This is a genomic window from Cutibacterium modestum (genome assembly GCF_008326345.1).
Lineage (GTDB): Bacteria > Actinomycetota > Actinomycetes > Propionibacteriales > Propionibacteriaceae > Cutibacterium > Cutibacterium modestum.
The window spans coordinates 518,561-545,531 of record NZ_BJEN01000001.1 but is presented as its reverse complement, the minus strand read 5'-3'; the positions used below and the strand labels follow the sequence as shown (position 1 = coordinate 545,531).

The following is a 26,971-nucleotide window of genomic DNA, read 5'->3' as shown; positions in this document are numbered from 1 at the left end:
TTGAGTAACGACTACTACGAGATTCTTGGCGTTTCCCATGATGCGAGTGCCGACGAGATCAAGAAGGCGTATCGACGCAAGGCTATGAAACTCCATCCCGATGTTGCCGGGCCTGGATCAGAGGAGGAGTTCAAGAAGGTCCAAGAGGCTTACGAAGTCCTTCAGAACCCGCAGAAGCGTGCCGTTTTTGATCGTGGCGGCGATCCCAACACTCGCGGGTTCGGTGACGGCGGATTCAGTAGCGCTGGATTTGATTTCACCAACCTTGTTGACGCTATGTTCGGCGGTAGCTCTCCCTTCGGTTCTAGTGGTGGCCGCGGTCCGCGCTCGCGCACCCGCCGTGGCCAGGACGCCCTGGTCCGAATGCGCCTCAGCCTCGCCGAGGCGGTTTTTGGCGTCACCACACCGTTGGAAGTCGACACCGCAGTGGTCTGTCCGAAATGCCAGGGCAAGGGTGCTCAGTCCGGTTCCGAACCTGTGACCTGTAATACCTGTCAGGGGCGCGGCGAGGTTATCACCGTGCAGCGCTCCTTCCTCGGCGATATCCGCACCAGCCAGCCCTGCCCGACCTGCCATGGTTACGGCACGGTCATTCCGGATCCATGCCAGGAATGCTCTGGTGAGGGACGGGTGCGCACTACCCGCACGATCAATGTCAAGATCCCCGCCGGAGTGGCTGATGGCAACCGCATCCATCTTGATTCCCAGGGAGAAGTCGGCCCAGGCGGCGGCCCGGCCGGTGACCTGTATATCGAGATGACGGTCAGCCCCCATGACGTCTTTACCCGTCATGGTGACGACCTCGAGATGGTTGTCACCATTCCGATGACGGCGGCAGCGCTGGGGACGAAGGTTCCGGTGCACACGTTGGAGGCTGATCGCGAGGACTTTCCCGAGGACGCCAAGACGGTCACCGTCGAGGTGCCGTCCGGCACTCAGTCGGGAACCCGAATCGTCATTGCTGAACGTGGTGTGCCGAGATTGCGTCGCAACGGGCGCGGCGATCTTGGTGTTACGTTCATCGTCCAGACACCGACGAAACTCGACTCCCACCAGAAGGATTTGCTGCATCAGCTAGCTGAGGCTCGGGGAGAGACCAAGGCTTCGGCGTCGGTGGAAAAGTCGGGAGGTCGCGGCATGTTTTCTCGCATTAAGGAGGCTTTTGGCGGATGAGTGACCCCTGCTTCCTTGGCGAGGTTGCCGCAGCTGCTCCCGGATCGGTGGTGGAGATCACCGGTGCAGAAGGTCATCATGCTGGATCGGTTCGACGTATCCGGGTGGGCGAGTCTGTTTTCGTCACCGACGGGCAGGGTCACGCTGTGCGGGGTCCCGCCATTGAGGTGACGAAGGGGTCAGTTAACGTCGAGGTCGTTGAGATTCTCGAAACTCCCGCGACCGCGCATTGGTGGGTAGCTGTCCAGGCATTGCCGAAGTCCGATAGAGCTGAGTTGGCCGTGGCAACCCTCACCGAGATGGGTGTCCACGAGATCCTCGCATGGCAGGCTGGTCGGAGCATCGTGCGATGGAAAGGCGACAAGCAAGCCAAGGGGGTCGCGAAGTGGCAGTCGGCTGCCCGTGAGGCCACCAAACAGTCTCGACGTTTTCGTATACCGCAGGTAGAACTGGCGCAGACTCGTGAGGTTGTTGAGCGGATTCGCAGTGCCGAAGCCGCTTATATTTTGCATGAGACGGCCACCGAACCACTGGTGCATCAGGAATTGCCGGCATTCGGTGAGGTGATCTTCATTGTCGGCCCAGAGGGGGGCATCACCGACCAAGAAGTGGACGCTTTCGTCGCGGCTGGTGCACGCCCTGTGACGGTGTCGGATGGGGTGTTGAGAACTTCGACCGCCGGTGTGGTTGGCTTAGCCCAGTTGCGGGCCATGGCCAACCTCACCGCCTGCCGTTGAGAACGTCGTGGGTTGGGATCAGGGCTGGACGGTTACTTTGATGGCTTCGCCCTTAGCGACGATGTCAAAAACCGTCATAACGTCGTCGAGTTTCACGTGACGGGTGATGAGGTCCTTGACCGGAACCTGTCCCGAGGCGATGTACTGCAACGCGCGTTTATTGTGCTCGGGGGCCGAGCCATTAGCGCCATGAATATGGAGTTGACGGTAGTGGACCAGGTTCGAATCACACGTGATCGTCGGATTCGTCTTCGGCAGCCCGCCAAAGAATGAAATACGGCCATTGCGGGCCGCCATAGCCAACGCCTGCTCCTGAGTGATGCTGGCCGGGGTTGCGGTAATGATGACGTCGGCACCGCGACCGCCAGTGAGCGCCATGACCTTGGCAACGACATCGTCGTGAGAGGCGTCGATGGTGATGTCGGGCTTGACGGCAGCGGCGGACATCGCGAGGCGCTCGGCGTTGATGTCGACCATGACGATGGTGCCGGCCTGATGCACGCCACGCGCAATGCGGGTGTGCATGCACCCAATGGGGCCGGCACCGAAGATGACGACGAAATCACCTTCTTCGACGCCGAGTTGCTCCTGGGCATTAATCGCGCACGCGAAGGGTTCAGCAGCGCTTGCTTCGTCGAAATCGACGCCGTCGGGGATGCGGTTGAGGCCGTCCACCTTGAGCACCTGCGGCGGGACGATCATGTACTCGGCGAATCCACCGTCGTACTGGTAGCCAACGCTGGTCTGGTTCTGGCAAACCTGCATCCACCCCTTACGGCACTCGTGGCACTCTCCGCAGGGGACGGCCGCGATCGACTGGACTCGATCACCGATCTTCCAGTCTCCAGCCACCTCGGAGCCGATCTCAACGATCTCACCGGCAACCTCGTGGCCCATCGTCGTAACTCCGGTGATGTTCTGGTGGCCATTGTGGAGGATCTTGACGTCAGTGCCGCAGGTTGAGCAGTTGCGAACCTTGATCTTGATCTCGTCGGGCTTGCACTCCGGTTCGGGGACGTCCTCTAGGCGAACGTCCTCGGGTGCGTGGAACCTCAATGCCTTCATAGTGTGTGCCTTTCTGTGATCCGGTGGTTATGCCTGCTGAGAACCGAGAAGGTCGAGGACCTCGTCGGCCGATGGTGCCTCGCGAAGCTGTCGGGCGGTTTCGGGATTGGACAAGATTCTTGCCAGGGCCGCCATGATGTCGAGGTGCTCGTCGCTAGACGACGCGATCGGAATGACGACGGTGCACGTGTTCCCGTCCCATGGAGGAACCCCAGGGTGGCCTTGCTGATGTGATCGCGGACCTCATTGACGCCGTGGGGGATCGCGATTCCCTCGCCCATATAGGTGGAAATTTCGTGCTCTCGGGCGAGCATGCCCTTGACGTAGACGTCGTCTGCGGCGCCTTCATCAATGAGCACCTGGCCAGCCATGGTGATGGCCTCCTCTTTGCTGGCGGCGCGCTGTCCCAACCGGATGGCGCCACGGGGCAGCACGCTGGTGGCTACGCGAGTATTGGTGCTGGCAGTCGGCGACTGGGGGAGCTCCTCGTCGGCAGGCGTGGTTCCACCACGTGCAGCACGAACCTCGGCCTCGACCCGGTCGAAAGCCGGATCGTTCATGTAGTTCGTAAAAGGGATGACGCGGGCATGCGGTATGCGCCTGCGGGCCCGGTCGACGAGGCCCTCCTGGGCGAGGATGAGTGACGCGTCCGCGGGAATTTGGTCGACTGCTGTGTGCGCGACCTCGACCCCATACTGGGAGAGTCTTTTCTTCATGGCAGAGGCGACCATAACCGAGGAGCCCATGCCAGCGTCGCAGGCAATAACGACCTTTGAGATGTTGGTTAGCGGAGCCTCAGCCTCGGATGCGGCGGTGCTTGTCTGGCCTGCAGCTTCGGCGGCTGCGTCGTCTTTATCCCGATCCGTGCGGACGAGCAGCATCGCCACGATGAAGGAGACAGCGGTTGCGACGAGGACGTCGGCAATCATGGCCAGGTAGTGACCAGGCTGACACATCAGGAACCACGCGATGATCGATCCTGGGGAGGCTGGGGCAACGAGGCCGGCATGGAGTGCGACGCCAACAGCCAGACCGCTCATGCCGCCGGCAATGGTAGCGAAAATCGTCTTGGGCTTCATGAGCACGTATGGGAAAAAGATCTCGTGAATGCCGCCGAAGAGGTGAATGATGATGGCACCTGGAGCCGATTGACGGATCTGGCGGGAACCGAAAAACTGGTAGGCGAGCAGGAGGCCGAGGCCAGGGCCGGGATTCGACTCAACCATGAAGAGGATCGAGCGCCCGGTGGTGTGAGCCTCCTGGGTGCCGAGCGGAGTCAAGATGCCGTGGTTAACGGCATTGTTCAGGAAGAGCACCTTTGCCGGTTCGACGAGGAGGGACGCGAGTGGCAGCAAGCCGTGGTGGACCAGGAATCCAACCCCAGCTGCCATCCAGCCCATGAGGGCCGTGACGATGGGTTCAACGCCCAGATGCCCAATAATCGCGAGGATCATACCGAGGATGCCGACCTCGAAGTTGTCAACGAGCATCTCGAACCCGGAATGGACTCGGCCTTCGAGGAGTTTGTCGACCTGCTTGAGGAGCCACGCGGCGAATGGGCCCATCACCATGGCGCCCAGAAACATCGTGATATCGGCGCCGACGATGACGCCCATTGTGGTGATCGCGCCGATGGCTCCACCGCGTGTCCCATTGACGATTCTTCCACCGGTGTAGCCGATGAGGATGGGAAGCAGATAGGTCAGCGTTGGATCGACAAGCTTGGCGAGGGTCGCGTTGGGGGCCCACCCTGTTTCGATGAACAGAGCCGTCAGCAGGCCCCAGGCAATAGCGTCAGGTAGTGACATCGCAACTCCAATGCGCTTAGCTGCCGATTGGCGGCAGGATCCTCATCGATCTGCGAACAAGTCTGGATCTGTTTGTTTATGTTGTCAAAGAGTTGCGTTGTGTTGGTTTTGCGAAGTCAAAAACAACGGGGTCGGACAGATGACATCTGTCCGACCCCGTATGCTCCGTTCGGGCGAAGGCTTACTTAGCGCCATCAAGCGCGACGGCGAGTAAACCACCAATAAGGCCAAGATTCTTGAAGAACTGGATCTGATCACCCTGCTTCTCGGCGCCTTCCTTCTCCCAGAAGGCGTGACCAGCAGCGGTGACCGGGACGAGCTGGGCTGCTAAGACGGTGGCGGCCAGTCGAGGTTTGATGCCGAGTGCCAGCAGGGAGCCAGCGGTCAGCATGGAGGCTCCGTTGACCTTGACCAGCAACTCAGAGTCAACCTCAGGGATCTGAGAGCGGGCCGACTCGGGGAGCTTGGCGAGCAACCCGTCGACAACTCCGGAAAGCTGATCGGCCTTCTTAAATTCCCCGAGGCCGCCGGTGATGAAGATGGCAGACAATAGGGAACGGGCGGTGAACTTGGCAAAAGACATTGATCCTCCTGGCTGGTTTGATGCTATTTCTATCGTGCCCCATAGTGGCTCGCCATGCGCGGTGAGGGGCTCGTTGGGACGGCAACGTTCGCGTGTAGGTGATGAATCCCCCTTTTGTCGATCGAGCATCACGTCTCGTTGCCGTTTTACGGTTTGAGCACCTCGATTTTCGGGGCCACAATTCGGTGGCGGTCACGGTTGCAGAGATGAGAGTTAAGCAGAAAGGGCGAGAGCCAGTGGGAAAACGTGCCCGGCTCCAGCTCGTCTCAACGACCGTGCAGCGATTGTCATGGTCCATCGGCTAGAGATGACATCGTCGACAAGGAGGACCGACGCCCCGCCAAGATGAGATAGTCGAGACATCAGTTCCGGCCCGACGCTGAATCGATCATGGACGTCACGGAGTCGGTAGGCCGAGTTGGTGGACGACTGGAGGCGACTGGCTCCCTCTGCCAGATCGAGCCAGCCAAGGTCTTGCAGTCGGCCGACCCGGGCAATCCCCGAAGCCAGTGAATCAATGAGATGCGGACGGGTACGTGACGGGACGCGCACGACCGCGGCTGGTCGCTGCTCCCAATCCCATTCGGCCAACACCTGTAAGCACGCCTGCGCCAACGTCGAGGTGATCTCGGCGTCGATAGGGACACCATCGGTGTCGGAGCGCAGTAGTGCGCGCAGTGCCTCTCCCCAACCAAGATCAGTGAGTCTGGCAATGACACGACCCTCTTCAGCAATTTCCTCGGCAGGAATGCGCCCTTTCAGCCCTACCTGGAGGGCATCCATTCCCGATGGCCAGGTGGTGCGTGGCTCTACCGGAACCCCCACCCTCCGCAGGGACTCAATGGCGGTTTCATAGGCTGACCGATTGACGCCAGTTGGGTACCACTGGCCAGCACAGACGTCGCAGCGTCCGCATGGGGTCGTCGACGGATCGTCAAGCTGCCTAGTGAGAAAGGTCATGCGACAGGTCTGTGAGTGCTCGTAGTCGAGCATGGCCTGCTGCTCCCCGAGTCGTGACAAGTAGATACGTTCGTATCGCTCAGTATCGAGCACCCACGGCTTGCCAGTGGCCTGCCACCCATCTCGGACTTTCGTAACTGAGCCGTCAACGGCCATGATCTTCAGCAGTAACCCCAACTGGCTACGCCTCATGTTGACCCGCGTCTCCAGTGCCGGGATAGAAAGCACTTGGCCGCCAGCTAGAGCTTCGAGCACACCATCAGCTCGTTCCTGGGTCGGCATCGAAGCAGTGGCGAAGTAGCTCCAGATGTCGGGATCCTCTGGGCCGGGAAGCAACGGCTTATCGAATCCCATACCTAAGGCGCTGGTTGCCACTAAGGCTTTGACCTGGTTATCGCGCAGCGCTTCCTCAAGGTCGCTCCTTGCTTCGGCATCGGTACGCCCGGTGTACTCCTTCACATTGTGACCGGCCATTGCCAGAGCTCGGGCGGTATCTTCGGCCGTCGACACAGTTAGGCAGTAGATGATTCCCGACCCCGGAAGCTCACCGAGGTGCTGGACGAGCCAACCGAGCCGGTTGGAGGGATCAGGCAAATTGAGGACTCCGAGCCGCAGTGATGCCCGGGCTAGTGGCCCACGTAGGATGAACACATCATCAGAGCTGGGGGCAATTTGCTCGGCCACATCCTCGACGACACGCGAGTTTGCGGTTGCTGTCGTTGCGAGTACTGGAATCGTGAGCGGCAGCGCGGAAACCAGTGTGCGAATGCGTCGATAATCAGGACGAAAGTCGTGTCCCCAGTCTGAGATGCAATGGGCCTCGTCAATAACCAACATGCCCATTCTCTTCACCAACTCGGGTAGTTGCCGACTGGCGAATGTGGGATTGACGAGGCGTTCGGGGGATACCAAGAGGATATCGAGATCGTCAGCGTCGAGGCGTTGGGCAATTTTGGACCACTCGGTGGCATTCGCTGACGAGATCGCCGCCGTGCGCACTCCAGCCCGTGTTGCGGCAGCCACTTGATCGCGCATGAGGGCGATGAGGGGTGACACGATGAGGGTGGGTCCCGAACCCATGGCACGCTGAAGCAGGGTAGCAACAAAGTACACCGCCGACTTTCCCCAGCCGGTGCGCTGGACGACGAGCGCTCGACGGTTATGAGCGACGAGAGCCTCGATTGCCTCCCATTGGCCGGGGTGGAAATCAGCATCGGCGCGACCGACGAGACGGCGAAGGATGGCCAGCCCTTGGGCTCGCAAATTCTGTGTGTTCGGTACTGCTTCGGTGTCTGCCGTCATGGCCCCTCCTTCTGCTGCCATTGTCTCTGGGGCTCATGACAGTTTCATAGGACGGCTCCGCCGCAGCAGGAGAACAGCGTTGTCAGAAAGGCAAAGGCAAGTGCTCAATAACTTTTTGTGCCTGGTCTTGCTGGGCAGTGACGATTCCCGTTAACCATGCGACAACCTGATCTCGGGCGGTCTCGTCAAGAGCCTGGATTACGTCGAGGTATTCGCCGCCAGCATTGGCAGCGGCGCCGCAGTGTCGCACAATCTCGGCTGGAGCAGGGGAGTCGACCGCGTCGAGGGACGTGAGGAATGCGTCAGCGTTCTCGATGAGTTGGGCACGCCCGGCGTCGGTCGGCTGAACCTTGCTGATGAGAGACTTGAGCCGCTTGACTCGCTCTTGTCGTGCTGAGACGAGGTTGTCGAGAGCGCCTTGCCAGACTAGTCCGGAGAGGCGGTCACGGGACATGAAGAGACGACGAATCTGGTAGTACCAGGCCTGCAGAGCAGACAGGTTGCCCAGATACGTGACGTTATGAGAGATGATGCGATCGAGCTTGCCGTAACTGTTTGGGACGAGGGGACGCTGACGCCCAGCTGGGGGAGCAGACAGCACGAGCTGGTCTTCGTCGACGACGTCGTCACGCAGGATCGATCCAGCCCCGACGACAGTGCCGAACCCAGCCCTTACTGGCCCAACGGTGCCTCCCTGACCACCGAGGAAGATCGGATGACGGTTAAGCAACACTCCGTGCGGTACATCACCGAAAAGGGAGGCTGTCGTCTTGTCACCGTCGGGAGTGAAGTTGAAATGAATGTAAGAGGAACCGACCTCGGAGTGGTTGGAGCTCGAGGTGCCACCGGCCATAAGGACGTCACAGAAGTTGATGAGACTTCCCAAGGTGACAAAGGGCATGAGGATGGTTTGTTTGAGGCCGACAGTGTGCGCCCCGCCAGCTTCCTCTTCGAGTATAGTTCCCGCTCGGACGTGGGCCCCTGAACCCATATTCGAACCAGCTAAGAAGACGGCATCCTGGGCAAACCCACCTTTGAGCTTGACATCGGTGCCAAGTTGGCAGTCCTGGATCGTCATGGGGACTTCATCTCCGAGCACACATCCGGCCGAGATGACGGTCCGACGGCCACGGATTCGGCATCCGGGCCCGATGATCACCCCATCACTACTGATGTTGTCGATGTCGACTGCCTCATCAATGTCGACGGTCAGCGGATTCGGAATGTGCACCCCTCTGTCGATGAGTTTGGTCACCTTCTCCAGACCGCGCGGTTCAAGCGCACGGGAGTTGACGTCCATCGATGGTCCTTTCGAGGTCGTGATCCGTTGCCGCCAGCCTAGTCACTTCCGTTGTCGACCGCGGGCCATGACGAGCCAGGCTGCGGTGATGACGAATGCCATCCCGAGCATTTGCGGCACGGTGAGGTTCTGGCCAAGGATGAGGAATCCTGCGACTGCGGCGACGGCTGGCTCGACACCAGTCAGGACGCCGTAGACCGTGGTGTCGATGTGGCGCAGCGCATACATTTCCAGGCTGTAGGGCAGGGCCGACGACATTACGGCCACAACCGCACCAGCAAGGAGGCTGTACGGCGCGACGAGGTGTATCCCCGCAGTAGCGAAACCGGATGGCACCAGCACGAGCGAACTGAACAGGATGGCCCACCACAACCCCTCCAGCTTCGACCAGTTCATCCCAACTAACTGGGCGGACTTGGCGTAGAGGGTCCAGAAAACACCTGCGGTGAGGGCGAGCACCAGACCGAGGAAACTGAGGTGGGCCCAGTCGGCGGTAAGCGCACCCGAGACTCCCACAACTCCGCACAGAGCCAGCAGGATGGCGAGCCAGTCGCGTAAGGATCGGCTTCCGAGGGCTGCCATGCCCAATGGCCCCAGAAACTCAACGGTGACCGCGACACCGAGGGGCAGGCGTTCCAGCGAGAAGTAGAACACGGTATTCATGCCAGTCAAGGCGATGGTCAGGGCCAACACCTTCCTCCAGTCAGCGCAGGTGTGGCCCTTCATGCGGGGCTGGACGATCGGCGCGAGGAGGATCGCCGCCAAGGACATCCGCAGCGCCACAGTGCCCAACGCTCCAATACGGGGGATGAGGGTCGCAGCGAAAGCACCCCCGAACTGCACCGAGAGGATGGCCATGAACACCAAGATCGCTCCGCGCATAAACGCCACCATAACGACGTGGTTGCCAAGTTCACTACCTGGGTGGGCTTGCGAACCTGAGGTGACGACGAGATTCGGACATCCTGCAAGAATGGCGACCATGCCATTTGACTTCGAGGTCACGTCTCGTCTGGACGATGCTTGCGGGCGCACCGGGATCATTCACACCCCGCATGGTTCTATCGAGACTCCCGCTTTTGTGGTCGTCGGGACTAAGGCGACCGTCAAGTCCCTGTTGCCTGAATCGGTGGCGCAGCTAGGTGCCCAGGCGGTGCTGGCCAACGCGTATCACCTCTTCTTACGACCTGGTCCGGAACTCGTCGACGAGGCGGGGGGACTCGGGCGGTTCATGAACTGGTCTGGCCCGACCTTCACTGACTCGGGTGGCTTCCAGGTGCTTAGCCTTGGCGCTGGGTTCAAGAAGACCCTCGCGATGGACGTTTCCCAGCTTACGCAGGCCGACGTTATCGCAGCCGATGCCGATCGCAAGGCTATGGTCGATGACGACGGTGTCACCTTCCGTAATCCCCTCAATGGCGACTCGCACCGTTTTACCCCCGAGGTATCAATGGGGATTCAGCACCACCTTGGCGCCGACGTCATGATGGCCTTTGACGAGTTGACCATTCTTATGAATACCCGCGCCTACCAAGAGGAGGCCTTGGAGCGCACCCGACGCTGGGCCGAGCGTTGTCTGGCCGAGCATCGTCGTCTCACCGAGGTTCGGCCTGAAAAGCCCTATCAGGCCCTCTATGGAGTCATTCAGGGGGCCCAGTACGAGGATCTGCGTCGCAAGGCTTGCCGCGATCTGGCCGCCATGGACGTTGACGGTCAGCGCTTTGACGGCTTCGGCCTGGGTGGAGCAATCGAGAAGGTGAACCTAGGACGCATCGTCACGTGGTGTGCCGAGGAGCTTCCCGAGGACCGTCCTCGTCATCTGCTGGGGATCTCGGAGCCTGATGACCTCTTCGCTGCTTGTCGCGCGGGAGCTGACACTTTCGATTGCGTTAACCCCTCCCGGGTGGCCCGCAACGCCGCCATTTACACCGTTGATGGGCGTTATAACGTCGATACAGCCCGGTTTCGGCGAGACTTCGGCCCATTAGAGGACGGTTGCGACTGCTACACATGTACCCACTATTCCCGCGCCTATATCCACCATCTCTTTAAGGCCAAGGAGATGCTTGCCAACACTTTGGCAACCATCCACAATGAACGTTGGACGGTGAGACTGGTCGACCAGATCCGGGTTGCCATGCGTAGCGGGGACCTCGATGCTTTTGAGGTCGAGTTCATGGGTCGATGGAACGCTAATGGTGGTCGGCTGGCGCGAGTCGGTTGATCGAGACTATTCATAAGGTAACGGGCAAATCTCATCCTCATGACGGAGGAGACGCCTAGCGCTGATCGTTAAGCTCTGATGTGTGCGTGAGTCGGTCGTGTCCTTCATGGCAATGGATGATATGTGGCATCGTCGGGTGCCAGAGGGGAAGACTTGGCGGATTCCAATTGTAGGGCTGGTGCCGATTGTCGACGCGGTCGTCGGAGTATTAGTGGCTTTAGCTGTTGGTGCGGCGGGGGTGTTGATTGCCGCTGTGCAGAATCATCTGGGTGATTTGGGATCCTGTGACGTCATTGTTGTAGCTGGTTTGGCCGTGGTTTTCTTCCTCCGTCGGAGGCTGCCGATCGCGTCGGCCGCTGGCGTAACTCTCATTTGGATTGTTGGCACCTACGTGACGCCGTACATGGTCAATAATTGGGCTTCTACCCTGGCATTCTTCTTTTCCTATTATTCCTTGATGGTTTGGGCACGAACCCGGCGTGCTGCTTGGGGGTCGATGCTTGGGGTATTCGTTGTGATTATGGGGTGGGTTACGGTCGTCCTGGCCTTCGGCCACTCGTTGAGTGAACGGCTGAGGGCTATCAGCCCTGACAGTAAAGGGGACGAGATTATTTACCTCGTCCTTACCTATGTCGTCGTCAATATCCCTTCGTGGTGGGCGCGGCCCTCGTCGGCCAGGTATCGTGGCTGTGGGCCCGTGACCTGGCCAATTTGAGGAGTCAGGCGGCGACGATCGACGACAGCGTAACCAGCTTGCTGAGCAAGCCGTTCTCGCCGAAAGGCTGAGGATCGCTCGGGAGATGCATGATTCAGTGGCTCATCATGTATCGATCATCGGCATTCATGCCGCTGGGGTGCGTCGCGCTCTCGGCGTCGATTTGACCTTGGCGAAAGAAGCATTATCGACGGTGGAATCGGAATCCCGGGAAGCAGTAGCCGAAATGCGTTCCTTGCTAGGATCGCTGCGGGACCGGGATGAAGCCGGCGTCCAACTCGGCCTGGCGGACGTGGATCGTCTCTGCGCGGCCCCTCGGCGGGCCGAGGTCCGACTACTGCGAGTTGGGGATGACTCCATAGTGGGCCCATTGCAAGGGCATACCTGTTACCGGATCGTTCAGGAGTCCCTCAATAATGTGGAGGCCCATTCCAGCGCCAGCGAGGTGACCGTATCTGGGCGCTGCGATGAGAACTCGGTCGAGGTCGAGGTTACCGACAATGGCCGTCCCGTCCACTCCGTGCCTTCCACAGGTGTAGGAATTATCGGTATGTCCGAGCGAGTTGAAGCTTTAGGTGGCACCCTCGAGGTCGGGCCTCGCAGGATTGGTGGATGGCGAGTCCGGGCCGTCATCCCTATTCGCAGCCGGGCTGGGGATGGCGAAGCTGTGAAAGAGCACAGGATGTCGGGAGCAGGTACTCCAGATGCCCGTACGACGAACTGGCAAGTCAACAATATGCCGCAGGAGGACTGATGCGCATCGCGCTTGCGGACGACCAGAAACTGGTCCGACAAGGATTTCGTCTCATTCTTGCAGCCGAGCCTGACATCACGGTGGTCGCGGAGGCGTCCAATGGTGTTGAGGCGATCGACGTGGTGCGGCAGGCTACTCCGGACGTCGTTCTTATGGATGTTCAGATGCCCGTCATGGACGGCATCGAGGCCACCACGCGAATCAGGGAATTCAGTGACGTCAAGATCGTTATCCTTACGACCTTCGACCGTGACGATTACCTCTTTGACGCTTTGGATGCCGGAGCCAGTGGATTCATGCTTAAGAACGCTGAGGCCGATTTGCTGGTGACGGGGTTGAGACAAGTCGCCGAAGGCCATGCTCTGCTTGCTCCCGAGGTCACTCGTCGGGTGATAGCGAGATCAGCTTCCCGACTCGCCAAACTAGATCGACGGGTCGAAAATCTGACCTCCCGAGAGATCGAGGTGACCAGATTGGTAGCGCGGGGACTCTCTAATGCCGAAATCGCCGCTGAACTCACTGTTTCCGAGGCCACTGTCAAGACCCACGTGTCTAGTTGCCTGACCAAGTGTGATCTACGTGACCGGGTGCAACTCGTCGTATTGGCCTACGAGTCGGGGCTCATTCATGTGGGGGAATCCGAATCGAGCTGAAATCCGTCGTGCGGCCGGTGTGCCGGTCGCTGCCGATCGAGTGTCATGGTCATGTGGTTGGGAAATTCAAGTATGCGTCCAACACGAGCGTCGACACAGTAGGAGAGGTGATGGAACAGGACACCGGCTTAGCAAACCCCGTCTCGATCCAGGTCGAGGGACTCACCCGGACCTTTGGGGATTTGGTGGCCGTCGATCATTTGGATTTTGAGATCCCGGCGGGCCAGATGACGGGATTCGTCGGAGCCAATGGCGCTGGCAAGACGACGACGATGCGCATGATCGTCGGGGTACTCTCGCCCACTTCGGGGCGGGTGTCGTGGTCGGGGCAACCGATCACGGCTGCACACCGATGCGCTATCGGCTACATGCCGGAGGAAAGAGGGCTGTATCCCAAGCAGCCGGTCATCGATCAACTGGTCTATCTGGCCCGAATCAAGGGAGAATCAGCGCAGGCCGCGCGCATTGAGGCGATGGAGTACCTGGAGAGGTTCGGTCTGGCTGATCGTGCTCGCGAACAGGTGCAGAAGCTGTCTTTGGGCAACCAGCAAAGAGTTCAGGTGACGGCGTCCTTACTGGCCAGACCGGCTGCTCTTATCCTTGATGAGCCGTTCTCGGGGTTGGACCCGGTCGCCGTCGACGCCATGGCCAATGTGCTGCGTGAGCAGACCGCGCGGGGGGTTCCGGTGCTCTTTAGCTCTCACCAGCTCGACCTCATCGATCGGCTCTGTGACCGCATGGTGATCTTGCACCATGGCCGGATGGTGGCCAATGGCACCACCGAGGAATTGCGTGACGTTGGTCCGCTGCGATACCGCGTGGAAGGTCGTGGTGATGTGGGCTGGCTGCGGTCGGTGCCGGGGCTAACCGCCATCGACATCGACGGCACTACAGCCATCATCGAATTCCCGCATTCCGACCAGCCTGATACCGACGAGCCTAATCGGATTGGCCGTCTCCTCGACCTCATTGTCTCCGAGACGATGAAGCGCGGCGGTCTCGTCGAATTGTCCCGTATTCGCCCTAGCCTGGGCGAGATCTACCGAGAGGTGGCCCAGTCATGACTAATCCCATGCCCAAATCCACATTCAGGACAACCCCGGCGTTCAAGACTCGCTCGGCATCAGCGTGGCGCACTGTTGCTGCACGCGAAATTGATGTGAAGTTGCGCGACAAAGGATTTGTCATTTCGATGCTCATCACCCTGGTGATCATCATAGGGGCGCCCTTGCTGTCGTCCCTGTTCGATTCGGGATCCGACCATAACCGAGTCATAGTGACAGATGACCGTGCGGCCGCTGTTGTCTCGGCGGCCCAGCATGACTTGTCATCGCAGGGGGCGTCGGACACCGTCGAGGCGGTCCGGGTGGCCAATCAGGCTGAGGCCCGTCAGAGACTGCAACAGGACGACGACCTCGTCTACTTGTACCGCAAGGGTGGTCAGTGGCGCCTCGACGGATACGTCGACACCCCCTCAGATCGTGAGTCCGCGACCCGAGCAATGTCGTCGGCCGTTGCTTCGACTGTCGTGGCAGACAGCGCCAAGGCTGCCGGTATTGACCCGAAATCTCTCACCTCAAGAATGTCGCTGAAGACCGGTCAGATCAAGGCCGATGGGAAGGACCACTCAGTGATCGCACCGGTGGTGGGAATGGTCACCGGAGTGTTGTTTATGGTGCTGGCGGTGCAGTTTGGGTACGTGATTGCTGGGTCCGTTGTTGAGGAGAAGCAGTCGCGAATCGTGGAAATCCTATTGACAGCGATGCGTGCCCGGCATCTGCTCTTTGGCAAGCTCGTGGGCAACACGGTGTTAGCTTTTGGGGAACTCATCATCATCTGTGCAGGAGGATTGCTCGCACTGTCGTTTTCGTCGTGGTCATACTTCGTTACTGCAGCGCTGTCGTGGTCGGTGATGTGGTTTCTGGTGTTCTTCCTGGTGGGCTTCGTCGCCTTGGCCAGTCTTTTTGCGGCAGCCGGTGCCTTGGCATCCCGTACCGAGGATGTTCAGGTAACAGCATCACCGGTGATGTACCTCATCATGGCGGTGTACGCCTGGGTGGTGTTCTCGATGTCGAACCTGGACGGTATTAGTGGCCGTGTCGGTAGCTACGTGCCGATAGCCTCGGTGGTATGGATGCCGCTACGGATGTCAATTGGAAATGCCGCATGGTGGGAGCCGGTCCTCTCGATCCTAGTGACGATTGGCTTCACGGTGGGAGCCGTGTTGGTGGGGGAGAGGATCTATCGACGCTCCATCCTGCAGACCGGGGGTCGCGTCAGCTTGCGAAAGGCATGGCGTCAGGACGAGTCGGTTGCCTAGCCCCTCTCCGATCTGAGCGGTGATGGTGACGCTGCTATCGATGTTCTTTGACAGGAACGAACAGAAAACCTCGGTAGTTGAATGACAGCGCTGCACCAGAAATAGTTCCGCTAAGGGTCTGCCCGTCCCCGGCTGCTGTGGCGTGGCTTCGCAACCACCTCTGTGATTCCGTCAGACCATGGAAAGGGCTAGCCCTCTTGATGGGTCAGTTTTTCCTGATAGCTCGGCTCATGCTTCTTGATCCAGGCAATAACCCGGGTCGTGATGGGGACGCAGGCGTACTCAGCGAGGGTCTTCCACAGGAACCCGAAGAAGGCGTAGTTGCACCACTGGCCGAAACTACTGATCCCGACAACCGGGGCGGCAATGGCGCAGAAGATGATAGTGTCGACGGCTTCACCGGCACCGGTGGACCCCATCAATCGACCGACCAAACCGCGCTCCAGCCACTTGGCCTTGAGCCGAACCATGATGACTGAATTCGTGAACTGCCCGGCGAGGAATCCGCATACTCCGGCAAGCACCATCTGCCACAGCGGACCGAGCGCTATCTCGAGGGCGGCGTCATGGGACACCGAGTAGGAGTCGGTGAATCCGGGGAGGGCGATGATGGCCCAGAAACACAGCACGGAGAGAATTGCGCAGATAAACCCCATGATGATTGCGCGGCGCGCGGCCTTAATCCCGTAGATCTCGGTGGTGATGTCTCCCATGACGTAGGCCAGCGGGAACAGGAAGAAGCCGCCGTCGGTAGTGATGGGACCGAGCTGCACCCCCTTCGAACCGCCGATATTCGACAGGATGACTACCACACACATGAGGGTGAGCAGGATGTCGTAATGTCCCGACCCTCGATCGGCATACGCAGGGCGAACTGTCGCAGATAATTTGTGGCTGGTGGAGTCTGACGTCACGGCGAAATGGTAACTGTGTTGGCGCATATCATCGAGGTGACGACTATGACCACAGGAGGTTTCCGTGACCCTTGCCACCTCGGAGTTGGACATCACCCCGCAGCGGGATCTCTATCCGCCGATCGAACCCTACGACACCCGAATGGTGGACGTGGGTGACGGCCAGCAGCTCTACGTCGAGCAGTGCGGCAACCCTGATGGCAAACCAGTAGTCTTCCTCCATGGTGGCCCTGGCGGCGGTGGTGGTACCGAGCGACGTCGCTTTTTTTAACCCCGATGCCTACCGTATTGTTGTCTTGGATCAGCGGGGTTGCGGTTCGTCGACCCCGCACATTTCTCAGGCCCGAACACCAGGCGAGATAGCTACCAACACGACGTGGAAACTTGTTGAGGACCTCGAGACGATCCGGGAGCTGCTCGGCATTGAGCGCTGGCAGGTCTTTGGCGGATCATGGGGATCCTGCCTGTCGTTGGCCTACGCCGAGACCCACCCTGATCGTGTAACTGAACTTGTGCTTCGCGGCATCTTTACCCTGCGTGAACAGGAGTTGGACTGGTACTACAACTTCGGTGCCTCCGAGGTCTTCCCTGAATTATGGGACAAGTTCTGTGAGCCGTTGCGCCGTGCTGGGTATGACTTCTCTCGCGACAACATCGCCGCCTACTACGACCTGCTTTGGGATGACAATCCCGGCGTCCACGGTCCCGCTGCGGTGGCCTGGACGACGTGGGAGGGTGCGACAACCTCGTTGTCCTTCGATCCGTCTCACGTTGAGGAGTTCTCGGATCCGAACTTCGCACTGGCCTTCGCCCGCATTGAGAACCACTACTTCGTCAATCACGGGTTCATGGTCGAGGGACAGCTGCTGCGTAACGCCCACAAGCTGGCCGACATCCCGATGGTTATCGTCCAGGGCCGCTACGACATGTGCTGCCCTGACATCACGGCTGTCGATTTATCGCGGGTTCTGCCGAGCGTCGACCTGCGAATCGTGATGGCAGGTCACTCTGCGTTCGAGCCGTTGATTGCCTCCGAACTGGTGAAGGTGTGTGACGAGTTCGCCTGGCGATGATTGAGGGATGGCGGGCGAAGGTCCAGTCGATTTGACCATGTACTCACGGTCAAATCGACTGGACCTTAAGGAGGTCACAGCGGAACCGGGGCGAAACAGTTCGCGACAGTCGGATGCTCGGGCCATCCCCAGTCGTGGACTGCGCGATGCGCCATTCGCCCGCATAGATCCGCGGTAACAGGTGTCAGCACTCCATGTGTTGCCGCCCATGTCCAGCGGTACACCATCGCACTCTTAGCCATGTCGCCCCGTTGATTCAGATGGTGTCGACGAAGAGAGTCCAAAGACAGCTCGGTGAGTTGAAGGGTGGCGGCCGTACCTGCCAGACCGATCATCGGTTCATCGGACAACCAGGAACCTGCATAACGAGACCCGCTCAGGAATTCTTCGCGGACGGCGTCAACGAACTCTGCGGGGACTCCAACGAGCCCATCACAACTGCTCCACGGCATGATTAGGTTGACGACGTCAACTGCCGGATGGTGAACGGAGGTCGCTTCGTAGTCGACAAATCTGGCTTTATCGTCGGCGACGAGCACATTGCCGGGGCTCGGGTCAGCTTGGGTGACGACCTCGGCCCCGTCGGTCCCGCGCAGTAACTCAAACAATTCGAGCTCCGCATCATCGGGTACCTCGATCTCTAGTGCCGCGCACATTTTCTGTAGGCCCCTCCCTGGCAGACGGGGTGAGGCTGGGCCACCCGCCGAGCGCGTCCGTGGGTCAAGGCAACGGACGGCATCCTGGAACGCTGGGATGACCTCGTTGCTTACCTGCCGATCAGACGCCTCCCGCATCGATGCCGCCATAACAGACGCCATCGCCCGTCCCCACATCTCAGCGGCAGTGAGAGCAGCTGAGGGGTCGTTGCCGGCCAAGATCGTTTCTAAGGTCGTCCCCGGCACATTCTCCATGACCACTACGCCTAGATCGAGGTCGGCGGCGTATAGCCGCGGTGCCTCCGGCAGACAGCCCAAACCAGCTACCTCCCGGACAATCCCCAGTCCGCCGGAATTGTGCGCCATCGATGTTGATCGGAAACATTTCGCCACAACCATTCGCGCGCCCGAAGAGGCCGTCGTAGAACCATCCACCCAGCACCGGGCCACGCTGGTGCGCACCCCTTCGCGAAGTACCTTGTCCAATGACAATTCAGTACCCAGGGTGAATGCCGCATCGTCGAGCCAGCCCCGTCCCATCACTACCTCCTGGCACGCTGCACCTGCCAGCGCGCTGCGCCGTCGTTGGCTACGTCTACAGTAGGAGGGTACACATTCCCGTCACACCGGAGAGAACCCTGACCACAACTTTGCAGACTCACAACACCGATACTGGCAAAGAAGGCGCGGCGCGGCGCGTTGTCGCGGTGCCTACATCGATTCCCATGGTGACCCTAGTCGGGCCCAATGATGAATTCCTCAAACGTCTCGAGGACGCCCTGGATGCCGATATTCTGGTACGCGGTAATGAGATTCACCTCGCGGGGCATCCCGCAGATCTGGTCGATGCCGGCGACATTCTGTCGGAGATGATGACGATCATCCGTACCGGTCAGAGCCTGTCCGTCGATGATGTCGACCGGGTCGTGGCCATGACCCGCAATGGAGAAGGCCCGGCCGAAGTCATGACGGCGGACGTCCTCAAAAACCGCGGCAAGATAGTTCGTCCTAAAACCCTGAACCAGAAGCGGTATGTTGACGCGATCGACGCCAACACCGTCACCTTTGGCCTCGGTCCGGCTGGCACGGGTAAGACATATCTGGCAATGGCCAAAGCAATGCAAGCTCTCCAGACCAAGCAGGTGAGCCGGATTATCCTCACTCGTCCGGCCGTTGAGGCGGGAGAGAAAATCGGTTACTTACCTGGTACCTTGTCGGAGAAGATTGACCCCTATTTGCGCCCGCTCTACGATGCCCTACACGATATGGTCGACTCCGATACTGTGCCACGTCTTCTTAGTGCCGGAACTGTTGAGGTGGCACCGTTGGCCTACATGCGGGGCCGCACTCTCAATGACGCCTTCGTCATCTTGGATGAGGCCCAAAACACCTCACCGCAGCAGATGAAGATGTTTCTCACTCGCCTCGGTTTCGGTTCAAAGATCGTCGTCACTGGCGACGTCACCCAGGTCGATCTGCCCCCCGGTGTGAAGTCTGGGCTACGAGTAGTGCAGGGCATCCTCGACGGCATCGACGACATCGCTTTCTGTAACCTCACCAGCCGCGATGTTGTCCGCCACCGTCTGGTGGGCAAAATCGTCGCCGCCTACGACCGTTACGACATCGTCACCGAGCCGTATGGCGCCAAAAATCCGCGCAAGAACAGGAAGACCCGATGATCGACATCACTAATGAGTCTGGCTCCCCGGCCGATGAGGAGGGACTCGTCGGTCTGGCGACATTTGCCCTTGATTGGTTGCGCATCCACCCCTCGTCGGAGCTATCGATCATCCTCATCGACGAGCAAACGATGGAGGCCTACCACGAAAAGTTCATGGGTCTTCCCGGGCCGACCGACGTCCTGAGCTTCCCGATGGACGAGATGCGTGCTCCCGTCGACCGCGAGGACCCGCCCTCCGGGCTACTCGGTGACATCGTGCTGTGTCCGACAGTTACAGCTCGGCAAGCCGCTGAGAACGGTCGCACCCCCGATGGGGAGGCGGAATACCTCCTCATCCACGGATTGTTGCACCTGCTCGGCCACGACCATGCCGAACCCGAAGAGAAGCGCGTCATGTTCGGACTCAATGACGAAATCATCGCGGCATGGGATGATCATCGAGAACAGACAGGTCAGTGGTGACACAGCAAGAATGGCTCGTTCTGGCGATCGCCTTCGTTTTCACAGTGTTGGCAAGTCTCAATGTGGCTATGGAGACGGCCCTTCAGCACATGTCCCATTCGAAGGCCGAGGAGCTTGCTGCCGACGGTAAGGCTGCTCATCAACGGGTGCTTGACATGGTTGCCGACCCGGCACCCTTCATCAATACCGCGATGCTGGTGAGGGTTATTTCCGAGGTGACGGCGACGGCACTTGTTGCGCTGCTTATTTTCAGCCACTTCGACCTGCTCTGGCAACAGGTGTTCATCGTCGTGGCGATCATGGTGCTCGTTGACTTCTTGACATGGGGAGTGGCTCCGCGCACCTTGGGGCGCCAACATGACACCAATATCTGCACCTTTTGGTCGCGTCCCTGGGGAGTGCTTGCCCACGTCCTCGGCCCCATCGCGGCCCTGCTAATTCTCATCGGCAATGCCCTGACTCCCGGCAAGGGATACGCCGAGGGCCCCTTCACTTCTGAGGCTGAGCTGCGCGAGATGGTCGACTACGCCGAGGCCTCGGACCTCATTGAGGCCGGCGAGCGGGAAATGATTCACTCAGTATTCGAGCTGGGTGACACCCTCACGAAGGAGGTCATGGTTCCGCGCACCGACGTGGTTTATATTCCCCGGACTAAGAATCTGCGTCAGGCCTTGACCTTGGCCCTGCGATCTGGCTTCTCCCGGGTTCCGGTCGTCGGCGAAGGTTTCGACGACATCCGTGGCATCGCCTATCTCAAGGACCTTTCTCGGCGAGTGCTCGACAATCCTGACGGTTATGCTACCGAAAGCGTCGAATCAATTATGCGGCCTGCTGTGCTCTGCCCAGACTCTAAACCGGTCGACCAAGTGCTGCACGAAATGCAGCGAGACCGCAACCATCTCGTCATTGTCGTCGACGAGTTTGGCGGTACGGCTGGCTTGGTGACGATCGAGGACATTGTCGAGGAGATCGTTGGCGAGATTGTTGACGAATACGACGCCGAGCCGACCCTTACCGAAGAGATCAAAGATGGTGTCTTCCGTATTTCCTCGCGTTTGCCGGTCGATGACCTAGGAGAACTGTTTGACCTTAAGGTCGACGATGACGACGTCGAGACGGTTGGTGGCCTTATGGCCAAGGAACTGTCCGTCGTGCCCATCCCGGGATCTGTCATCATCTGGGAGGGGCTAGAGATCACCGCAGAGAAGGCGACCGGTCGACGTCACCAGGTGGATACCTGCTTGGTGAAGCGCGCTCCCGAGGCAACCCCCGAACAGGAGGATAATGATGAGTGACGACGAGATGCCCTCGCTGGCTGATCTCATGGACGGCGATGACGAGGAGATTTCCGTCGTCGATTATGTTGCCGCGAGGGTGGCTGAATCTACCCGTGCCGGATTCCACTCCGGCTTCGTGTGCTTCGTCGGGCGCCCAAATGCCGGTAAGTCGACCCTCACGAACGCCTTGGTCGGCTCGAAAATCGCCATTGCCTCCTCGAAGCCCCAGACCACCCGTCATGTCATCCGTGGCGTAGTTACTGGCGAGAAGTCCCAGATCGTCGTCATCGACACCCCCGGTCTCCATAAGCCGCGCACCCTGCTGGGCCAGCGACTTAACGACCTGGTCTTCGACACCTGGACCCAGGTCGACGTCATTGGAGTGTGTTTGCCCTCCAACCAGCGGATCGGGCCAGGGGATACCTACCTTGTCTCCCAGATCGCCGATTTTCCTCGGCGTCCCACGCTTATCGCTCTGGCAACGAAGTCCGACCTTGTGTCCAAGGCGCGGATGGCTGAGCATCTGGTCGCTATTGGCAAGTTGCAGGAGGAGGTCGGCATTGAATTCGCTGAAATCATCCCGTGCTCCGCTGTTTCCGGTGAGCAGGTCGACGAGGTTCGTGACGCCATCGTCTCTCTGCTACCGGAAGGACCGGCCTACTATCCTGACGGCGAGGTGACCGACGAACCGACTGATACCCTTGTCGCCGAGCTGATCCGTGAGGCAGCGCTTGAAGGCGTGCGCGAGGAGCTTCCTCACTCTCTGGCCGTGGAGATCGTGGAAATGGGGCTCCGAGAGGGTCAGCCGGACGATCATCCCCTACTGGACGTCTACGCATCCCTCATCGTGGAACGTGATTCCCAGAAGGGCATCATGATCGGTCACCATGGTTCCCATATCAAGCAGGTCCGTACCCACGCCAGACGACAGATCGCGGCCCTGTTGGGAACACCAACCCACTTAGACCTCCAGGTCAAGGTGTTGCCGAACTGGCAGTCCGACCCGAAATACCTCAATCGGTTGGGGTTCTGAGTTATCGGGAGGTGGCGGTCTTATAGGGCTGCGGCCGTCACCTCTCCGCCGACGACCGTCAGGTCGCTAGTGAGGCCTGCCAACGCGTCACCGGATAGGTCGAAGGGGTTGTGGGCTACAGCGATGACGTCTCCTGGCCCGCCCTGAACTACCTGAGCCACGTGACGAGTGCTGGCCATAATGGCCTGGGACAGGGTGAGGGCTTGTTCGGGGTGCCGACGTGGGCGCTGGTCATTGGTTCTTTCGACAGCCACTCGGATCGCACCCCACGGATCGATAGGGGAGACTGGGGCGTCTGATCCCAGCGACAACTCGGTCCCGGCACGCACCATGTCGGCGAACCGGAAACAGCGGTCGGCGCGGTCAGCCCACATGACGTCGGTAGCGTCTCGATCGTCGATAAGGTGTAGGGGGTTGGACGCTCACTCGCACCCCGAGAGCCGCAAAACGGGGAACGTCTTCGTCGGTGAGCACCTGAGCGTGTTCGATGGGACCGGAGACCCCGGTCACCTCGAAGGCGTTGAGGACCTCTTTGACCGCTCGGTCTCCAATGGCGTGGGCCGCGCACTGAAGGTTGGCAGATTTAGCTCGCCTCATAAGGTTGACCAGATCCTCCGGCCTTACTGAGTCAATTCCGGCCCCGTTGGGCCCGCCGCCTGTCGGGTAAGAGTCCATGCACCAGGCAGTGCGCGTCGACATCGACCCATCGACGATGACCTTGAGCGGGCCCATAGCCACTCGGCTTGGGCCAGGCTTATCAGTGACGGGGGACTGGCCAGTAGCTAATCTCTGGGCAATTGCCTCATCCAGCCGTTCCGGATACACACTCACCTCGACCCGTAGCGGACACCGACCATCGGCTTCGCGCCGTAGCCACGTCTCCACATCGGTGTTGAACTCCATATCGCGGATGCCAGTGATTCCTAGGCGTGCCGCGGCGCCGCTGCAGCTTCCCACCCAACCGTCCAAAACATGAGGATCGACGTGCGAGAGCTGGGTTTGGACATCGAAACTGGTCTGCTCACGCAGAAATCCATCTCCCTCGATACCGAGTTTGCGCATAGCCGCGGTATTACACCACGAGGAATGCAGATCCGCGGAGACGAGGACGACGGCACGATCACCGGTGACGGTGTCAAGCTGACGGGCGTCAGGGTTTGAGCCCCATAGCGAGGGACGGAACCCGAATCCCTGCAGGATCGGCTCGTCGCTGTCATCACGCCGTCTGACGTGGGTGGCGACCTCCTCGAGCACCGTCTCGCAGCTTGCGGTTTGGCTGACACGGAACTTTCGTGTCGCCAACGCCCGCTGTCCGACGTGGACGTGCTCGTCCCACAAACCAGGCATGAGGAGCCGACCATTAAGATCAATGCTTCGCACCTTCACACTATTGGCTTGCTGCTGCGCATCGGGGCCGAGTGCAAGGACGCGATCCGACAGCAGCACGTCGGTGGGTTCGCTTGCCGACCCGTCAATGAGATCGAGAATTCTGGCGTCGTGAAGTAACAACACACCCAGATGCTCTCACCGACAGCGGACGATGTCGCACCTTGAACGGTTTTGAGAAGTATCCCACGCTTGATCGATTCGGTGTACTGTGACCGTCATGTCGAGTGCACTCCTCCTTGCGTGCCGTAGCGAGGCCCGTTGAAAGGGTGGCCTCCTCGCTGCGGGTAATCGGGCTGCCCGACACATCACCCACGGGGGATACCATGACGGGAATCCAGCTCCGCCCCTGCCAGCTGACCAGTTCAATGCCTATCGAGCGTAACAAGCCTTTCGTTCCGCAGAAGCTGCCTGACCGCACCTGGCCAGACAAAACCTTGGGCCATGCCCCGCGTTGGCTGTCCACCGATTTGCGTGACGGCAACCAGGCCCTCATTGATCCCATGACCCCGGCCCGCAAGATGCGGATGTTCGAACTTCTCGTTGGGATGGGGTATAAGGAGATTGAAGTTGGCTTCCCCTCAGCCTCTCAGACCGATTTCGACTTCGTCCGTCAGGTCATCGAGTCCGACATTGTTCCCGAGGACGTCACCATCTCGGTGCTGACTCAGGCTCGTGAGGACCTCATTGACCGTACTGCGCAGAGCTTAGTCGGCGCTCACCGTGCCACTATTCACATGTACAACGCGATCGCTGAGCTCTTCCGACGCGTCGTTTTCAAGGTTGACGAACGACAGTGCATCGACCTCGCCCACCGGGGTACCGAGTGGGTCGTTAAGTACGCCGAGAAGTACCTCAGTGACGTCGAGTTCGGCTATGAGTACTCTCCGGAGATCTTTAGCCAGACTCCCACTGACTTCGCCCTCGAGGTATGCCACTCCGTTATGGGCGTCTGGCAGCCCGGGCCTGACCGTGAGATCATCCTCAACTTGCCGGCTACCGTCGAGGTGAGTACGCCGAACACCTACGCCGACCAGATCGAGTATTTCTGTCGCAATATTCGCGACCGTGAGCACGTGTGCGTTTCTTTGCACCCGCACAACGACCGTGGCACCGCAGTCGCGGCCGCCGAGTTTGCTCAGATGGCGGGCGCCGATCGTGTCGAGGGCTGCCTTTTTGGCCACGGTGAGCGTACTGGCAACGTTGACCTCGTCACCTTGGGTATGAACCTTGTCAGCCAGGGTATCGACGCGGGTATCGACTTCTCTGACATGCCGAAGATTCGCCGCACCGTCGAGTACTGCACCGGACTGCCGGTGCCGACACGTCAACCTTACGCCGGCGACCTCGTCTTCACAGCTTTCTCAGGTTCCCACCAGGACGCCATCAAGAAAGGCCTGGAGGACCTCGAACGCCAGGCCCAGGAACAGGGCATCGGTATCCACGAGATAGCCTGGCAGGTGCCGTACCTACCCATCGATCCGCACGATGTCGGGCGTACCTACGAAGCCGTCATCCGCGTCAACAGCCAGTCCGGTAAAGGCGGCATGGCTTACCTCTTGAAGACTGAACATCAAGTCGATCTGCCGCGTCGTCTACAGATTGAGTTCTCCCGCGCTGTGCAGCACTACACCGACGACCAGGCCCGTGAGGTCAGCCACGACGAGATCTGGGATCTGTTTAATCGCGAGTACTTGCAAGTGCCCGGTATCGAGTTGGTGAGCCGCATGACGTCCACTGAGACCGGGACCCATCAGCTCACCGCCAATCTTCGGATTGATGGAGATGATGTTCAAATCCGTGGCGAAGGCAATGGTGCGGTGTCGGCATTCATCGACGCTTTGGCTTGTCTCGATATCGTTGTCCAAGTGCTCGACTACTCCGAACACGCCATGACGGCCGGGGATGCCGCAAAGGCCGCCGCCTACGTTGAATGTGAAATTGGGGACGGCGAAACCTCACAGATCCTTTGGGGAGTTGGCATTGACCCTGATATCACCCAGGCCTCCCTCAAAGCGGTCGTCAGCGCGGTGAACCGCTCCCGTCGCCTGGATTAGGGATTCATGACGATGGGGTGGGGTTGACTTCATTGGGGACAGCCCCACCAAACCTCCGATCCCGCTTGGCGTATTCCACCACTGCATCCCACAGGTCGCGGCGATCAACGTCGGGCCACAACACGTCGGAAAATACCATCTCGGCGTAGGCCGATTGCCACAATAGGAAGTTCGATGTGCGCTGTTCCCCGGAGGAACGCCAGAACAGGTCGACATCGGGGATCTCGGGCTCGTCAAGGTGAGTCCGGAAGGTTTTTTCCGTGATGTGATCGGGATCAATCTTGCCCTCAGCAACCAAGCGGGCGATGTCACGCACCGCGTCAACAATCTCGGCCCGACCGCCGTAGTTGACGCAGAACTGGAGGGTGAGGACGGTGTTGTCAGCTGACTGTTCCTCGGCTGACTCCAATTCCTTGATAACGGACTTCCACAGCTTGGGACGGCGCCCGGCCCAGCGGATGCGCACGCCCATGGCATCGAGTTGATCGCGACGGCGGTGGATGACATCGCGGTTGAAGCCCATAAGCCACCGAACTTCGTCGGGAGAGCGCTTCCAGTTCTCGGTGGAAAATGCATAGACGCTCAAATAGGGAATACCCATTTCGATGGCTCCCTCGATGACATCGAAGAGGGCATCCTCGCCACGTGCGTGACCGTCAGTACGCTTAAGACCTCGCTGCTTGGCCCAACGTCCATTGCCGTCCATGACGATGGCGACGTGTTGGGGGATAAGTTCTGATGGCAGTTCAGGTGGACGAGCCCCGGACGAGTGCGGCAGTGGGCTGCGCTTCGGGGGTCGCGATGTGGTTCGGGCCATGGATCATAGCGTAGTGGCGTC

The 26,971-nt window shown here is 59.7% G+C and carries 19 protein-coding genes and 4 pseudogenes; 13 read left to right on the top strand and 10 right to left on the bottom strand.

Features of this window, described 5'->3' with window-relative positions:
- Positions 1-1,173 (top strand): molecular chaperone DnaJ, encoded by a 1,173-nt coding sequence (gene dnaJ, locus F1563_RS02710; RefSeq protein ID WP_007433733.1) that lies wholly within the window; start codon positions 1-3, stop codon positions 1,171-1,173.
- Positions 1,170-1,910 carry a 16S rRNA (uracil(1498)-N(3))-methyltransferase gene (locus tag F1563_RS02705; protein ID WP_002527488.1) on the top strand — a complete coding sequence of 247 codons (741 nt, stop codon included), beginning with the start codon at positions 1,170-1,172 and terminating at the stop codon, positions 1,908-1,910. The genes dnaJ and F1563_RS02705 overlap by 4 nt, the downstream gene beginning before the upstream one ends.
- An 18-nt stretch (positions 1,911-1,928) precedes the next feature.
- On the opposite strand, the gene F1563_RS02700 is transcribed toward F1563_RS02705, so the two are convergent.
- The 6 genes and pseudogenes from F1563_RS02700 to F1563_RS02670 form a co-directional block, all read right to left on the bottom strand.
- Positions 1,929-2,975: a zinc-dependent dehydrogenase gene (locus F1563_RS02700; RefSeq protein ID WP_002527487.1), complete on the bottom strand. Its 1,047-nt coding sequence runs from the start codon at positions 2,973-2,975 to the stop codon at positions 1,929-1,931.
- A 154-nt stretch (positions 2,976-3,129) separates the two neighbouring features.
- Positions 3,130-4,768, bottom strand: a pseudogene (locus F1563_RS02695) (PTS mannitol transporter subunit IICBA); the annotation flags it as partial.
- A gap of 196 nt (positions 4,769-4,964) precedes the next feature.
- Positions 4,965-5,366 carry a DoxX family protein gene (locus F1563_RS02685; protein WP_002527485.1) on the bottom strand — a complete coding sequence of 134 codons (402 nt, stop codon included), beginning with the start codon at positions 5,364-5,366 and terminating at the stop codon, positions 4,965-4,967.
- A gap of 213 nt (positions 5,367-5,579) precedes the next feature.
- Entirely contained in the window at positions 5,580-7,649 is a 2,070-nt protein-coding gene (locus F1563_RS02680; protein ID WP_002527484.1) for a RecQ family ATP-dependent DNA helicase, read from the bottom strand.
- Between the two features lie 61 nt (positions 7,650-7,710).
- Positions 7,711-8,928 carry a hypothetical protein gene (locus F1563_RS02675; RefSeq protein ID WP_002527483.1) on the bottom strand — a complete coding sequence of 406 codons (1,218 nt, stop codon included), beginning with the start codon at positions 8,926-8,928 and terminating at the stop codon, positions 7,711-7,713.
- A 42-nt stretch (positions 8,929-8,970) separates the two neighbouring features.
- Positions 8,971-9,822, bottom strand: coding sequence for an EamA family transporter (locus tag F1563_RS02670; protein ID WP_002527482.1), 852 nt, complete (start codon positions 9,820-9,822; stop codon positions 8,971-8,973).
- A gap of 88 nt (positions 9,823-9,910) precedes the next feature.
- Between F1563_RS02670 and tgt the strand changes: the two genes are divergently transcribed.
- From tgt to F1563_RS02640, 5 genes and pseudogenes are all read left to right on the top strand, one after another.
- Complete coding sequence (gene tgt, locus F1563_RS02665) at positions 9,911-11,152, top strand: tRNA guanosine(34) transglycosylase Tgt (RefSeq protein WP_007433736.1); 1,242 nt, start codon at positions 9,911-9,913, stop codon at positions 11,150-11,152.
- 106 nt (positions 11,153-11,258) lie between these two features.
- A pseudogene (locus F1563_RS13975) lies at positions 11,259-12,621 on the top strand (sensor histidine kinase).
- Complete coding sequence (locus F1563_RS02650) at positions 12,621-13,274, top strand: response regulator (RefSeq protein ID WP_002527478.1); 654 nt, start codon at positions 12,621-12,623, stop codon at positions 13,272-13,274. Before F1563_RS13975 ends, F1563_RS02650 begins: the two are co-directional and overlap by 1 nt.
- A gap of 110 nt (positions 13,275-13,384) precedes the next feature.
- Entirely contained in the window at positions 13,385-14,338 is a 954-nt protein-coding gene (locus F1563_RS02645) for an ABC transporter ATP-binding protein (RefSeq protein ID WP_172623556.1), read from the top strand.
- Complete coding sequence (locus F1563_RS02640; protein ID WP_002546777.1) at positions 14,335-15,594, top strand: ABC transporter permease; 1,260 nt, start codon at positions 14,335-14,337, stop codon at positions 15,592-15,594. The genes F1563_RS02645 and F1563_RS02640 overlap by 4 nt, the downstream gene beginning before the upstream one ends.
- Positions 15,595-15,782: 188 nt before the next feature.
- On the opposite strand, the gene F1563_RS02635 is transcribed toward F1563_RS02640, so the two are convergent.
- Positions 15,783-16,535 carry a queuosine precursor transporter gene (locus tag F1563_RS02635; protein WP_002527474.1) on the bottom strand — a complete coding sequence of 251 codons (753 nt, stop codon included), beginning with the start codon at positions 16,533-16,535 and terminating at the stop codon, positions 15,783-15,785.
- Between the two features lie 37 nt (positions 16,536-16,572).
- Between F1563_RS02635 and pip the strand changes: the two are divergent.
- Positions 16,573-17,581, top strand: a pseudogene (gene pip / locus F1563_RS02630) (prolyl aminopeptidase).
- Positions 17,582-17,655: 74 nt separating this feature from the next.
- Here the strand turns inward: pip and F1563_RS02625 are convergent.
- A complete protein-coding gene (locus F1563_RS02625) occupies positions 17,656-18,777 on the bottom strand; it encodes a phosphotransferase (RefSeq protein WP_002527471.1) in 1,122 nt (373 codons plus the stop codon).
- Between the two features lie 110 nt (positions 18,778-18,887).
- Here F1563_RS02625 and F1563_RS02620 point away from each other — a divergent pair, with 110 nt between their 5' ends.
- From F1563_RS02620 to era, 4 genes are read left to right on the top strand one after another with little or no spacing between them, the layout of a single operon-like run.
- Complete coding sequence (locus tag F1563_RS02620) at positions 18,888-19,916, top strand: PhoH family protein (RefSeq protein ID WP_107528637.1); 1,029 nt, start codon at positions 18,888-18,890, stop codon at positions 19,914-19,916.
- On the top strand, positions 19,913-20,380 hold the full coding sequence (ybeY, locus tag F1563_RS02615) for an rRNA maturation RNase YbeY (RefSeq protein ID WP_002527468.1): 468 nt from the start codon (positions 19,913-19,915) through the stop codon (positions 20,378-20,380). Before F1563_RS02620 ends, ybeY begins: the two co-directional genes overlap by 4 nt.
- A complete protein-coding gene (locus tag F1563_RS02610) occupies positions 20,377-21,675 on the top strand; it encodes a hemolysin family protein (RefSeq protein ID WP_007433742.1) in 1,299 nt (432 codons plus the stop codon). The genes ybeY and F1563_RS02610 overlap by 4 nt, the downstream gene beginning before the upstream one ends.
- Positions 21,668-22,690, top strand: coding sequence for a GTPase Era (era, locus tag F1563_RS02605; protein WP_007433743.1), 1,023 nt, complete (start codon positions 21,668-21,670; stop codon positions 22,688-22,690). The genes F1563_RS02610 and era overlap by 8 nt, the downstream gene beginning before the upstream one ends.
- Positions 22,691-22,710: 20 nt before the next feature.
- Here era and F1563_RS02595 read toward each other — a convergent pair.
- Positions 22,711-24,202, bottom strand: a pseudogene (locus F1563_RS02595) (amidohydrolase).
- A gap of 200 nt (positions 24,203-24,402) precedes the next feature.
- Between F1563_RS02595 and leuA the strand changes: the two are divergent.
- The gene (leuA, locus tag F1563_RS02590; RefSeq protein WP_002527463.1) at positions 24,403-26,133 is read left to right on the top strand and encodes a 2-isopropylmalate synthase; all 1,731 of its coding nucleotides are present in this window, start codon (positions 24,403-24,405) and stop codon (positions 26,131-26,133) included.
- Between the two features lie 4 nt (positions 26,134-26,137).
- Here the strand turns inward: leuA and F1563_RS02585 are convergent, their stop codons facing one another.
- Positions 26,138-26,950, bottom strand: coding sequence for an isoprenyl transferase (locus F1563_RS02585; protein ID WP_081414862.1), 813 nt, complete (start codon positions 26,948-26,950; stop codon positions 26,138-26,140).
- Between the last annotated feature and the right edge of the window lie 21 nt (positions 26,951-26,971).